Below are 13,803 nucleotides of genomic sequence, written 5' to 3'. Positions count from 1 at the left end.
AAAATTACGCATGATGCCAAAATTGCTTTTCCCGAGAACGCCGGTTCTTTCTGGCGATAATGTCGCTGCAAAACGTGAGGAGATACGCGAATATTTTCACGCCACGCTCGATCGCTACGAGCAGCTTTTTGAGACATTGCAGGGCGATGAAGCCTATTTCAAAAAACCGATTCCGTTGCGTCATCCGCTAGTCTTCTACCTGGGCCATACGTCTACTTTTTTTACAAACAAGCTGCTGCTCGCGGGACTTATTACGCAACGGATCAATCCCAGGTTGGAATCCATGTTCGCGGTCGGCGTCGACGAAATGAGTTGGGATGACCTGAATACGGCCCATTACGACTGGCCGTCCGTCGAAGAAGTTCGAGCTTACCGCCATACGGTGCGTAATGTCGTGGACCGGCTTATAAGGGACACGCCGCTTAGCTTGCCAATAGGCTGGGATAACCCCTGGTGGACCATTATGATGTGCATCGAGCACGAGCTCATCCATCTTGAGACGTCATCCGTACTCATCCGTCAGCATGCAATTGAACATGTCAAGCCTCATCCAGCATGGGAACCTTGCCGGAAGTCCGGCCCGGCGCCCCAAAACCGGCTCATCAATGTGACTTCGGGCACCGTGCGTCTCGGTAAAGACAAAGCCGATCCCACCTATGGATGGGACAATGAGTATGGCAGTCATGTAGCGGAAGTTGCGGCTTTTAAAGCAGGGAAATATTTGGTAAGCAACCAGGAGTTCCTTGCCTTCGTCCAGGCAAACGGCTACGGCACCGAAAGTTTCTGGGAAGAAGAAGGCCGTGCCTGGCGATGTCATGCTCGCGCGGAATACCCCCTTTTCTGGATCAGGCAAGGCGCCGAGTGGCGATTGCGCCTGATGACCGAAGAGATACCCATGCCTTGGGATTGGCCGGCTGAAGTGAATTATCATGAAGCAAAGGCGTTTTGTAACTGGAAAGCGGCAACAAGCGGTCAACCGTACCGGTTGCCGACGGAAGATGAATGGTATCGCCTTTACGATATGGCAGGGGTATCCGAACTTCTACCTGCTGAACCTGCGCCGGCCAATATTCATCTCGATCATTTTGCATCCGCTCACCCGGTCAATGAATTTCCTCAGGGAGATTTCTACGATATTGTCGGTAACGTCTGGCAATGGACTGAAACCCCCATCTATCCATTTGAAGGTTTTGATATTCATCCGCATTACGATGATTTCACCACGCCCACATTCGATGGGCGGCACAATCTCATGAAGGGCGGCTCCTGGATTTCATGTGGGGATGAATCGCGGAAGAGCGCTCGCTATGCGTTTCGGCGTCATTTTTTTCAGCATGCCGGATTTCGCTACGTGGTTAGCGATGCGCCTGCCGTGCAGCATGACTCTCACTATGAAACCGACAAGCTTCTCTCCGAGTATGCGGAATTTCATTATGGCGATACCTACTTCGGGGTGCCTAATTTTTCGAAGGCACTTGCCAAGCTGGCTATTGCCGCCATGGGTAATAAACCGTCCCGCAAAGCACTCGACCTCGGCTGCGCTTCCGGACGTTCGACTTTTGAGCTGGCGCGGCACTTCGATGAGGTAACCGGTATCGATTTCTCCGCCCGCTTCATCGGACAAGGCGTCCAGCTTGCTGCGCAGGGTATGTTGCGCTATACGCTAACGGATGAGGGCGATCTCGTTCTCTATAGAGAGCGTACGCTGACTGGCCTTGGCCTGGATGATGTGAAGCATAAGGTGACGTTCTACCAGGGCGACGCCTGTAACCTCAAGCCTATCTTTACCGGTTACGATCTCATCCTTGCAGCCAACCTCATCGATCGTCTTTACGATCCGGCCAAACTGCTCACAACCATTCACACACGGCTCAACCCAGGGGGTCTTTTGCTGATCGCTTCGCCGTATACCTGGCTGGAGGAACATACCAAGCGGGATGCATGGATTGGTGGATTCAAGCGGGATGGTGAAAGTTTTACCACGCTTGACGGTCTGAAAAAGATCCTGGGCAGCCATTTCAAACTGATTCAAGATCCACAGGACGTACCATTCGTAATTCGGGAAACCCGGCGGAAATTCCAGCATACGGTCTCGCAAGCGACGATCTGGGAGAGAATTGATTGAGCGGCAGCAATATTCCCGCCCCTGATTTCGATATTGAAATAGAAAGGGGCGGTACCGCCAGTTTGAAATATGAAGCACGCCAGAGTATGTTTGGTGCAGCGGACGTCGTTCCCCTATGGGTGGCGGATATGGATTTCGCAGCACCGGCGGCAGTGACCCAGGCCCTTTCGCGGCGTGCCGTCCACCCCATATACGGCTATACCGTCTACCCGGAAAGCCTGTATGAATCCTTGATAGGCTGGTTGAAGCAACGTCATGGTTGGGAAGTACGCCGCGACTGGATCATGATGTGTCCCGGTGTGGTCCCCTCGCTACATGCAGCTGTAATGGCTTTCGCCTCGGCGGGCGAGTCGGTTATCGTGCAACCGCCGGTTTATTTTCCTTTTTTTTCGGCGGTTACCGGCACCGGCCGACAACTGATACATAATCCGTTGCGCCTCAGGAACGGTCGCTACGACATCGACTATGACCACCTGGAGCAATGCGCGGAGAAAGCCCGCCTGTTGTTGATATGCTCCCCACATAATCCGGTCGGCAGGGTATGGAGCAAGCAGGAACTGGAGCGAATTCTGCAAATTGCCGAGAAATACGATCTGGTGATATTCTCGGATGAGATTCACGCCGATTTGGTCTATCCTGGAAATCAGCACCATACGCTGTCGATGCTGGCGGAAGCGGCACCCGGAAAAGGGAACAATATTGTGACTGCTACCGCGCCCAGCAAGACATTCAACATCCCCGGGATGAATCTCTCCGCGCTCGTTGTGCCCGATCCGCAGCGCCGCAAGGAACTCACGCAAATATTCGATACGATGCACGTTAGTGCATCCAATCCTTTCAGTATCACTGCTTTCGAGGCTGCCTATCGAGAAGGCGGGGCATGGCTGGACGCGTTACTTGTTTATCTTCAGGAAACCCGCGATTTCGTCGCGGCATATCTGGCAAAGCATCTTCCGGAAATTCGTCTCATCAGACCGGAGGGAACGTATCTACTCTGGCTCGATTGTCGTGCACTAATGGCTGCATTGGATATAGACAATGCACAGCTCAGGCATTTCTTCGTGCACGAAGCTGGCGTGGGCATGAGTCCCGGCACGCTTTTCGGCGAAGCCGGAAGCGGCTTCATGCGCATGAATATCGGCGCCCCGCGCCGCATCATTGAAGCAGCCCTTGAAAATATCAGGAAAGCACGACATAGCGTTGAGCCTGGATCGGTTCCAGCCTGACGCATTTCTAGAAATCCGTATTTTCAATACCGCAGCATTTACGCTACGACCCTTACCCAGCATCCCTCATAGCCATGCGAATGCAGGGTGCGCGCTTGTATCAGAAGTTTGCGGGAAGCTCCCCCTTGCTGGTACAGCCTTCTACTTCCGTTAGTATTTGACAGAAGCGTTGCGCTGTTCCATTAGAGTTATAGGTTTTATTGCCGTGCTCCGGCTATAGTTTTTTATTTGGGATATATCTTGCCGACAGTAGTAGTTAATACCGCGAATCCGGCAGCAAACATCCGTAGCGGCTGGATCGCGGCTTTCTTAAGCATGTGCATCTGGACCGGCTTCATCCTGGTTACGCGTTTGGGCGGCACCGGCACGCTGACAAGTTGGGACATCGCGGCGCTGCGTTTTGGTGTCGGCGCCTCCATCGCGGTCTTTTTTTTGCCACGGATTCTGCTGCCGCCATTCAAGGTGATCGTGCTGTTCTCGCTGTTCGGCGGCATAGGTTATGCTGTTGTTGTGTACGCTGCGTTCCGTATGACGCCGGCTGCTCATGCTTCTGTGCTATTGCCCGGCGCTTTGCCTTTTTTGACGGCGATCATTGCATGGTTATGGCTTGGATTGAGACCATTGAGAAAACGCCATATCGCGCTGGTCATTGTCTTTTCCGGGATCGTATTGATTGCCGTAGACTCGTTTTCTCGCGGGCCGAAACTCACCCATACTCAAATTCTTGGCGACCTGCTTTTACTATGCGGTTCATCATCCTGGGCCATCTTCACGCTGCTGCTCAGCCGCTATCCGATACGGCCTCTTGCCGCGACGGTGGCGACTACGCTGGGTAGCGCGTTAGTCTACCTGCCCATCTGGTGGTTGTTCCTGCCCAGTACGCTTGAGCAAGCACCTGTCGGCGAAATCGCCGTTCAGGCAATATATCAGGGCGTAGTAGTGGTGTTTCTGGCAATGCTGCTTTATACCTTCGCGGTAAGCCGCCTTGGTTCCCAAACAGTGGCTTTGCTGATGGCTTTTGTGCCTGTCGTATCGGCGCTGGCTGCTGTGCCTCTTCTGGGCGAGCCTCTGTCCCTGCTGGCGCTTGCGGGATTAGCTGCGGTCACCGCTGGTGCCATCCTTGGAGCACGGGAGAATCATGAAACAGAACCAGGATTTGAATGTAGGTAACATAACATCTTCGATAAGGCATAATCCGCTTGATCCCAACGAAGCTGATCCCAACCAGGGGCCTCCAGTCCATCAGGAATCCCCCATAGGGGATCGGAAATCGTCACCGATTGAATGGAATAAAGGCCGATGTTGAGGAACTGTATTGGCGACAGCAACGGGAGCGCTGCGTATCGCCCATAAAAACGATGAGCAAGGTTGCGTAGCGGCAACCCTGTTTTTTGAGTAAAGAAAATTTTTGGTCCATTACACCAGATTGACGACGCCACACTCCAAGTCTTTGCCGATTTTGCCTGCCGGCCACTTACCCGGCACGCCGCCGCTCACCCTGCCGTCCGCCTGGATTACAAGCGCTGAATCACAGCTTTATCAGGAAGAAAATGTCCTGGCCTGGCTTGAAACGGATCTTGATACCCAACTGTATTTTGTATCCGGCCTGGTCGTTGTTACCAATAAACGCCTGTTGGCTACATCAGGCAGGGATACAACCTGGCAGGAATGGCCTTATCGCCCCGGCCTGACGCTGGCGCGCTACGATCATGCCGGTATTGGCAGCCTTGAGCTTCTTGACGAGAATTCACTGCTTGCTCACTGGCGCTACACGCTTGGAGCGGATACTGCAGCCGGACGTTTGATCGAGAGCTTCAACCTGCAACTCAACCATCAACTTACCGGCGAGGTACCGTCGGTACCTGCTCAGGCTTTCTGCTCAAAATGCCTGAGGGCGCTTGATACACCCCTATTGCCGGGGCAGGAAGAGTGCGAGGTCTGCAGCAGGGAAACCGAAACGCCGCCGTCGACCTGGACACTGTTCCGCTTGTGGCGCTTTGCCAAACCTTATAAAGGGCGATTGCTTGCCGGGTTCTTGCTGACGTTGGGCAGCACCGCTGCAACGATGGTGCCGCCCTACCTGACCATGCCGCTAATGGATAATATTCTGATTCCCTATCAGAACGGCAAGCCCATCGATATTGATCTTGTCATATTTTATCTGGCCGGCCTGCTGGGCGCCGCAGTTCTGGCATGGGTATTGGGCTGGTCGCGAACCTATATGCTGGCGCTCGTTTCAGAGCGTATCGGCGCCGACCTGCGCACTGCCACCTACGAGCATCTCCTCAAGCTCTCGCATGCCTACTTCGGCGGAAAGCGTACTGGCGATCTGATGGCGCGCATTGGCTCGGAGACCGATCGCCTCAACGTTTTCATGTCGCTACACCTGCTTGATTTTTTTACCGACGTATTGATGATCGGCATGACTGTGGCCGTCCTGGTTTCAATCAACCCCTGGCTGGCGCTGGTAACGCTAATGCCTCTGCCGATTATCGCCTGGCTGATCCATTTGGTGCGTGACAGGCTGCGCACGGGATTCGAAAAAGTCGACCGCGCCTGGGCCGAGGTCACGAGTGTGCTTGCCGATACCATTCCCGGCGTACGCGTCGTGAAGGCGTTTGCGCAGGAGAAACGCGAAGCGGCACGCTTCCGCTCGGCAAACGATCGCAATCTGGAGGTCAACGACAGGGTCAACAAGGTCTGGTCATTGTTCACGCCGACCGTGACGCTATTAACTGAAGTCGGTCTGCTCGTGGTGTGGGTGTTCGGCATCTGGCAGATATCCAGGGACGAAATCACGGTGGGCGTGCTTACCGCTTTTCTTGCCTATATCAGCCGTTTCTATATGCGGCTGGACTCGATGAGCCGTATTGTCTCGTTTACGCAGAAAGCAGCGGCCGGCACCAAGCGTATCTTCGAAATCCTCGATCATATTTCCAGTGTGCCCGACCCTGCGCATCCCGTACATCTGCCTATCGTCGAGGGTCGTATCGAGTTATGCAACGTCGGATTCCGTTATGGCACCCGCACTGTGACACATGACATCAGCCTCACCATCGCGCCGGGCGAAATGATCGGCCTCGTGGGGCACAGCGGCTCAGGCAAGAGCACGCTTGTCAACCTGATCTGTCGATTTTACGATGTTACCGAAGGCGCAATTTTGCTCGACGGTGTAGATATTCGCTCCTTGCCGGTCGCCGAATACCGCCGGCACATCGGACTCGTGCTTCAAGAGCCGTTCCTGTTTTTTGGAACCATCGCCGAGAATATTGCCTACGGCAAACCGGACGCTGGCCTGGAGGAGGTGGTTGCCGCAGCCCGCGCAGCGCATGCCCATGAGTTCATCCTGCGCCTGCCGCATGGCTATGATTCCCTGGTCGGCGAGCGAGGCCAGACTCTCTCAGGAGGAGAGCGGCAGCGCATCTCGATTGCTCGTGCCCTGCTCATCGATCCGCGTATTCTGATTCTCGACGAGGCCACTTCTTCTGTCGATACAACAACCGAGAAAGAAATCCAGAAAGCGCTCGAAAATCTGGTGCGGGGCCGCACGACTATTGCGATTGCCCATCGTCTCTCTACGCTACGCGATGCTAACCGGCTCATCGTGCTTGACCGCGGCAGCATCGTCGAGGTCGGCAGCCACGACGAACTTATGTCACGAAAAGGCCATTACTACGGCCTCTACGAGGCTCAGGCGCGCAACATCGATACCGAGGATGACTTGCGCAGGCCGAATGTCGACCGCAAAGCTGAGGGTGGCCGAGAATGAGCGGAAAACCAGATTATCTGTTAAGCCGTAACACGTTCGGGCGGCTGGTGTTTGTCGCGAACGATGGGAAGGTGCAGGAAGGCGTAGTCCCAGTACGAGCGTTCCCTATTACCGCGCCCGAGCGAGACATCGCCCTGATCGATTCGCATGGCCGCGAACTCGCCTGGATTGAAAAATTAAGCGATGTGCCGGACGAGATGCGTAAACTCGTGGAAGCGGATCTTGCCGCGCGGGAGTTCATGCCGGAAATCAAGCTCATACACGAGGTTTCGAGTTTTGCTACGCCGAGTACCTGGTATGTGGAAACGGATCGGGGCAAAACCGCTTTCATCCTCAAGGGTGAGGAATACATTCGCAGGCTCAAGCCACCTTCTCTGCTGATTATGGACAGTCAGGGCATCCATTTTCTGATCCGCGACCGTTTCGCTCTGGACCATCACAGCCGCAAGATTCTGGACCGCTTCCTTTAGCCCAGGCTACGAAGGAGATGTGTCATGAAAATGCTGATGCAGTTTGGAACCATTCGCCCCAGCATGTTTGAACTGAGATTTCCCATTGATTTCCCATGGGGGCATCTCGGTTCATCCGTCGATTTTACGTCGTTGTTCTTTTCATGTTGCCCCGTTTCGGCCGGGCAGGCTCTTTATGGAATTGTCGCTGACAGGAGACATACGATATTTTTATTTCATCAATAGGTTAGTATCAATTTGAATATAAACCGTCGGTAAATAGTGACGCCAATCTTTCCTTTGGCGACAGCAACATATTGTTTAATAAGATTAATTAAAACTGGTATGATGATTGCTTTATTCTTTGTCGGTTTCCGGCCTGCAGCAGCCAATAATCGCGGAATAATCAGGTGTCAAAAACGAACATAGCAAAATCGAGTGCTCCTCCAAAACGTTCGTCAGGCCGATACGCCACGAGATAGCGGCATCAGCTACCAATAACCTGAGTCATCAAACAGGACAGCCTGCTACCGTACAGGCTGCCTTGAGCTGAGCGAGAGCGTCGGGATGAACGACCGAGGATCTGAAACCTTTTTGCAGCAGACTGTTGAATCTAAGTCCGGCAATTGACCGTCCATTCTTCAGCCCATTTTCCAGCTGAGCGCTATAATCGAAAAGGATTTTTTGTACCCTGTGAGCTTCACCTTGTGCGCATACTCCAACCATCCTAACTGCCGAATTTAGCCCAAAGCACGCAGCAGAGCTGATTGCTTAGCTGTAAACCGATTCCCGTCAGCAGCGTTAGTCCAGTTTTAACTTACTCTTTCGAGAACCCTATTTTATGCTGGCGTACGCGGATACAAATACCGATTGTGCAAACAGGGATATCAAATTTCTTGAGGTTCACCACCTGAACGGGCCTAACATCTGGACGCTTCGCCCGGTGCTGGAAGCCATTGTTGATATCGGAGATCTCGAGGATTTCCCGTCAAATACCATCCCCGGTTTTTACGAACGCCTCTATTCCTGGCTCCCTTCGCTGATTGAGCACCGCTGCAGCTATGGAGAGCGCGGTGGATTTCTGCGCCGATTGAAGGACGGTACCTGGGCAGGCCACATTCTCGAGCATATTACGCTTGAACTGCAAAACCTGGCGGGTATGCCCGGCGGCTTTGGCAGAGCCAGAGAGACCTCATTGCGCGGCGTTTATAAGGTGGCTGTCAGTGCGTGGCATGAGAATATCGCGCGTAGCGCGCTGTCAGAGGCACGTGAACTGGTACTGGCTGCCATGGGATATCTGCAACCCGAGAACCCGCCCTATAACGTCCAGCATTCCATCGAGCGCCTGAGCAACATGGTGGATTCACTCTGGCTGGGCCCATCGACCGCCTGTATCGTCGAGGCCGCCGCCATCCGCAATATTCCCGCCATCCGCCTTCTGGCCAAGGGCAACCTCGTGCAACTCGGCTATGGTGCTCGAAGCCAGCGTATATGGACAGCCGAGACCGACCTCACTCCGGCCATTGCCGAAAGTATCTCGCGGGATAAGGACCTGACCAAGGTGTTGCTTCAATCCTGCGGTGTTTCAGTCCCTGACGGCCGTAGTGTTCATAGTGCGGAAGATGCATGGACAGCCGCACAGGACATAGGTCTGCCGGTCGTGGTCAAGCCCAGCGACGGCAACCATGGACGTGGTGTCTTTATTGAGCTTAGCAGGCAGGAAGAAGTCGAGTCCGCTTATCGCGCTGCTTCGGAAGAAGGTGACGGCGTATTGGTCGAACGTTATGTTCCGGGTACGGAACACCGCTTGCTGGTGGTTGGCGGACGCCTGGTGGCCGCTAGCCGAGGCGATTCGGTCTCAGTGACCGGCGACGGTAAATCAACCATTGGCGAGCTGATAGACCACCAGATCAATTCAGATCCGCGCCGGGGGACAAGCGAAGACCATCCCTTGAATCCTGTCAGCATCGATGGCGTAACGACAATGGAAATTGCGCGCCAGGGCTTCACCATCAATTCAATGCCGCAGGCCGGTCTCGAAGTTCTGATTCAGCGTAACGGTAATCACGCTTTTGATGTTACTGACGAAGTACATCCCAGCATCGCTGCGGCTGCTTCGCTTGCGGCCCGCATTGTCGGGCTGGATATTGCCGGCATCGATCTCGTTGCCAGGGATATTTCCCGACCCCTTGCCGAACAGGGAGGGGCGATTGTCGAGGTCAATGCCGGCCCCGGTTTGCTGATGCACATCAAACCCGTCATTGGCACGCCGCGTCCCGTTGGCGAAGCTATTGTTGACCATCTCTTCCCTAACCAGGGAGACGGCCGGGTTCCGGTCGTAGGTATTACTGGCAGCTATGGTAAAACTACAGTAGCGCGCCTTGTCGCTCATCTACTCGCCTTGTCTGGCAAACATACGGGACTGGCATGCAGCGATGGGTTTTATCTCGACCGCAGGCAAGTCTACAAGGGCGATCACGCCAGATGGAAGACGGCTAACAACATCCTGATGAATCGTTCGATAGAAGCTGCGGTTTTTGAAAACGGCAGCGATAGCATTCTGGGTGAGGGCTTGGCCTACGATGGATGTCATGTGGGCGTCATTACCAATGTCGAGCTACAGCGTCACTATGGACGGCACTATATCGAAACCGCCAGGCAGGTTTTCGATATACTGCGCACTCAAGTGGATGTGGTGTTGCCCACGGGTGCGGCGATTCTCAACGCCAGGGAGGCAATGCTGGTTGAAATGGCTGCGCTGTGCAACGGCGAGGTCATTTACTTCAGCCTCGATCCTGAATTACCCGTAATCAGAAAGCACTGTTTAGCCGCTGCGGCGGAGATAAAAGGCACACAGGGTAAGCGGGCGGTGATAGTTCGAGATGGGAAAATTCTGCTCGTTACCGGTTCCAGTGAGTCGTCGCTGGGAAAAGTAGCGGACATTCCGCTTACCCGGGGTGGTTATGCCGTTCCGGAGGTAGAAAATGTTCTGGCTGCAGTGGGCGCTGCCTGGGCGCTCGGTATCGAGCCCGCTCTCATACGTGCCGGGATTGAAAATTTCGCCGCCGCTCAATAAAACATGGAAATCAGATGCATATCAGCAACGCATCCGGATGAGCAAGAAGCACCAGGAGAACTTTCAATGAAAGTATCGTCTGTCCGCGCATTGCGTGGGCCTAATTTGTGGAGTCGCCACACAGCCATAGAAGCAATAGTTTCTTGCGGTGAAACTGAATCTCTCGTGGAAAACAGAGACTTCCTCATCCGGTTGCGTGACCGATTTCCGCAAATCGATTTGCTCCAACCAGTTTTCCTGGCTGAAGCGGGAATCATGGCGCATGCGCTTGGGCGCGTTGCGCTCGGCCTGCAAGCACAGGCCGGCTGTCCGGTGACCTTCAGTAAGACTACTCGCACGCTGGAAGCCCGCATTTATCAAGTCATTGTCGAGTACAGCGAAGAATCGGTAGGCAGGCTTGCTCTCGAATATGCGCAAACCTTATGTCATGCCGCGATTGAGGATACTCTCTTCGACGTCGCCAATGCCGTTAATTGTCTTCATGAATTGTATGAAGAGATACGTTTCGGGCCGAGTACGGGCGCGATCGTCCGTGCGGCTGTCGCACGCGGTATTCCTTTTCGCCGGCTGACCGATGGCAGTATGGTCCAGTTTGGCTGGGGCAGCCGCCAGCGCCGTATCCAGGCTGCGGAGACGGGCCGGACCAGCCTCGTGGCGGAATCCATTGCACAGGACAAGGAGCTGACCAGAACGTTGCTGAGCAGTGCCGGTATTCCGATCGCGGCAGGCAGACCGGTAGCGAATGCGGAAGATGCCTGGGTGGCTGCTTGTGAAATAGGCGGCCCGGTTGTTGTCAAGCCGCGGGATGGCAATCAGGGCAGGGGAGTAGGCGTGAACCTGACCAGTCGGGAGCAGGTGGACGCTGCCTACGCGGTAGCGGCTGAGATCAGCGGTGAAGTCCTGGTTGAGCGTTGCATTCCCGGTAATGATTACCGCATGCTGGTGGTAGGCAATAAGTTGATTGCGGCTGCGCGGCGTGATCCGCCCCAGGTTGTCGGCGACGGCATGCACAGCATCAGTCAATTGGTTGAGCAGATAAATAGTGATCCGCGACGTGGTGAAGGTCATGCGAACGCACTGACAAAAATTCATTTTGACGAAATTACGGTTGCCCAACTGGCTACCAAGGGTATGGCTCCGGAATCCGTGCCTTCCAGAGGCGAACGCGTTGTGCTGCGCAATAACGCCAACCTTTCCACCGGGGGAACGGCCACCGATGTCACCGATGATGTTCATCCCGAGCTTGCGGCGCGCGTGGAAGCCGCTGCTCGAATGGTAGGTCTTGATATCTGTGGCGTGGACATTGTCTGCGATAGTGTGTCGAATCCGCTGGAAGAGCACGGCGCGGTTGTCGAGATCAATGCCGTGCCAGGCCTTCGCATGCATTTGCAACCTTCATTCGGTACAGGGCGTGCTATAGGGGAGGCGATTATTGCCAATATGTTCAAAGACGGGGATGACGCGCGCATCCCCGTTGTGGCGGTAACGGGAACCAACGGCAAGACCACCACCGTCCGCCTGATTGCCAATATCCTCGAATGCCAGGGCATGCGCGTCGGCATGACCAGTACTGACGGTGTTTATGTTGAAGGTCAGCGCATCGATACGGGCGACTGCAGTGGCCCTAAGAGTGCAAAGAAAGTTCTTCTTCACCCCGATGTCGATGCGGCGGTTTTCGAGACGGCGCGGGGTGGCCTGCTGCGTGAGGGGCTGGGCTTCGATCGTTGTCATGTGGCTGTGGTGACCAATATCGGTGGAGGCGATCATCTTGGCCTTTCCCACGTCAACACGGTGGAGGATTTAACTGCCGTCAAACGCATCGTCGTTCAAAATGTTACACCAGGTACCGGCGTCGCCGTGCTCAACGCGGCTGATCCCTTGGTGGCAAGCATGGCGGTCCACTGCCCGGGTTCGGTCACATTTTTCGCCCGTGATCCCCGCAATCCCGTGATAGTGAAACATCGGGCGCAAGGCAAGCGTGTCATTTATCTCGACGGGGGTTCTATCGTCGCTTCGGAAGCGGGTGCTGAGCACCGCCTGACGCTGGCGGGAATTCCTCTCACGCAGAACGGGGCCATCGCTTTCCAGATCGAAAATGCAATGGCCGCCACTGGAGCGGGCTGGGCGCTTGGCCTCGACTGGGAAGTCATACGTTTCGGTTTAGCCAGTTTTGTCAGCGACACGCAAACCGCACCGGGCCGTTTCAATCTCTTCAATCACCGGGGCGCCACGCTTATTGCTGACTACGGTCACAATGCGGATGCCATCCGGGCGCTTGTGCTCGCCATCGATAAGATGCCTGCCAAGAGACGCTCGGTCGTGATTAGCGGCGCGGGTGATCGTCGCGACGAGGATATTCGTCAACAGACCAAGATCCTCGGTGATGCTTTTGACGAGGTGGTGCTTTATCAGGACAAGTGTCAAAGAGGCCGCGCCGATGGGGAAGTGCTGAGCCTGTTGCGGCAAGGTCTGAAGAATGCGAAGCGGGCCCGCGACGTCAAGGAGATTCGCGGCGAGTTTGTGGCGATCGATACTGCCTTTGCCAACCTGAAAGCCGGAGAGTTATGCCTTATTCTCATCGACCAGGTGGATGAAGCACTCGGGTATATTACCCAGCGTGTGGTTGCCGGTTGACAAGCGGCGCTGGCGTAACCGATTGCGCTCGAGAGCAGAGCTACTGAGCCGCAGATATAATACGGTTATCAGCCTGTAACACGCCAACGCGCCCGTATAACTGATCAAATGCCACCGATCAGGGTCAGACAGGCGGGCAGTTGATATCGTCTCTCGGCAACTGAGTACAGATTGCAATCCGCCGAGGTTACCCATAAACTGAATTAGCGTTGAGATTGCTGCGCTGAGACCGCTCAGTAACTGTTTTTATTGCTCACCCCACAAGGAGAAAAATCATGTCAGGAGATAGTATCTATCGAATTACAGAGATAATCGGAACCAGCCAGACCTCTTGGGAGGATGCAGCCAAAAATGCCGTCGAGACGGCGTCAAAAACATTGCGAGACCTGAGGGTTGCAGAAATAGTAAAGCTGGATATGGTAATTGAGGATGGCAAGGTGGTTGCGTATCGCGCAAGAGTGAATCTGTCTTTCAAGTATGAAACCGAAAGCAAGTAATTGTTATTGGGCAAAGCCTGGATTACT

The 13,803-nt window shown here is 54.5% G+C and carries 9 protein-coding genes; all 9 read left to right on the top strand.

The window, feature by feature from the left end:
- Positions 1 to 13: 13 nt before the first annotated feature.
- Positions 14 to 2,125, top strand: coding sequence for a 5-histidylcysteine sulfoxide synthase (gene ovoA, locus BUA28_RS06105; protein ID WP_072767314.1), 2,112 nt, complete (start codon positions 14 to 16; stop codon positions 2,123 to 2,125).
- Positions 2,122 to 3,351 carry a MalY/PatB family protein gene (locus tag BUA28_RS06100; RefSeq protein ID WP_256598248.1) on the top strand — a complete coding sequence of 410 codons (1,230 nt, stop codon included), beginning with the start codon at positions 2,122 to 2,124 and terminating at the stop codon, positions 3,349 to 3,351. The genes ovoA and BUA28_RS06100 overlap by 4 nt, the downstream gene beginning before the upstream one ends.
- A gap of 240 nt (positions 3,352 to 3,591) precedes the next feature.
- The gene (locus BUA28_RS06095; protein WP_256598247.1) at positions 3,592 to 4,521 is read left to right on the top strand and encodes a DMT family transporter; all 930 of its coding nucleotides are present in this window, start codon (positions 3,592 to 3,594) and stop codon (positions 4,519 to 4,521) included.
- A 289-nt stretch (positions 4,522 to 4,810) separates the two neighbouring features.
- A complete protein-coding gene (locus BUA28_RS06090; RefSeq protein ID WP_083569907.1) occupies positions 4,811 to 7,120 on the top strand; it encodes a cyanophycin metabolism-associated ABC transporter in 2,310 nt (769 codons plus the stop codon).
- Positions 7,117 to 7,590, top strand: coding sequence for a cyanophycin metabolism-associated DUF1854 family protein (locus BUA28_RS06085; protein ID WP_072767230.1), 474 nt, complete (start codon positions 7,117 to 7,119; stop codon positions 7,588 to 7,590). The genes BUA28_RS06090 and BUA28_RS06085 overlap by 4 nt, the downstream gene beginning before the upstream one ends.
- Before the next feature lie 24 nt (positions 7,591 to 7,614).
- The gene (locus BUA28_RS06080; protein WP_072767229.1) at positions 7,615 to 7,815 is read left to right on the top strand and encodes a hypothetical protein; all 201 of its coding nucleotides are present in this window, start codon (positions 7,615 to 7,617) and stop codon (positions 7,813 to 7,815) included.
- A 595-nt stretch (positions 7,816 to 8,410) separates the two neighbouring features.
- A complete protein-coding gene (gene cphA / locus BUA28_RS06070; RefSeq protein ID WP_072767227.1) occupies positions 8,411 to 10,645 on the top strand; it encodes a cyanophycin synthetase in 2,235 nt (744 codons plus the stop codon).
- 66 nt (positions 10,646 to 10,711) lie between these two features.
- Positions 10,712 to 13,279 (top strand): cyanophycin synthetase, encoded by a 2,568-nt coding sequence (cphA, locus tag BUA28_RS06065; protein WP_072767311.1) that lies wholly within the window; start codon positions 10,712 to 10,714, stop codon positions 13,277 to 13,279.
- A 275-nt stretch (positions 13,280 to 13,554) separates the two neighbouring features.
- A complete protein-coding gene (locus BUA28_RS06060) occupies positions 13,555 to 13,776 on the top strand; it encodes a dodecin family protein (protein ID WP_072767226.1) in 222 nt (73 codons plus the stop codon).
- The last annotated feature ends 27 nt before the right edge of the window (positions 13,777 to 13,803 follow it).

The organism is Nitrosospira sp. Nsp11 (genome assembly GCF_900142705.1).
Lineage (GTDB): Bacteria > Pseudomonadota > Gammaproteobacteria > Burkholderiales > Nitrosomonadaceae > Nitrosospira.
This window is presented reverse-complemented; position numbering and strand designations above follow the sequence as displayed.

What these genes read in the sequence shown, in the direction of transcription:
- ovoA (WP_072767314.1), top strand. Translation starts at nt 14, where the DNA reads ATGCCAAAATTGCTTTTCCCGAGAACGCCGGTTCTTTCTGGCGATAAT.
- BUA28_RS06085 (WP_072767230.1), top strand. Translation starts at nt 7,117, where the DNA reads ATGAGCGGAAAACCAGATTATCTGTTAAGCCGTAACACGTTCGGGCGG.
- BUA28_RS06080 (WP_072767229.1), top strand. Translation starts at nt 7,615, where the DNA reads ATGAAAATGCTGATGCAGTTTGGAACCATTCGCCCCAGCATGTTTGAA.
- cphA (WP_072767227.1), top strand. Translation starts at nt 8,411, where the DNA reads ATGCTGGCGTACGCGGATACAAATACCGATTGTGCAAACAGGGATATC.
- cphA (WP_072767311.1), top strand. Translation starts at nt 10,712, where the DNA reads ATGAAAGTATCGTCTGTCCGCGCATTGCGTGGGCCTAATTTGTGGAGT.
- BUA28_RS06060 (WP_072767226.1), top strand. Translation starts at nt 13,555, where the DNA reads ATGTCAGGAGATAGTATCTATCGAATTACAGAGATAATCGGAACCAGC.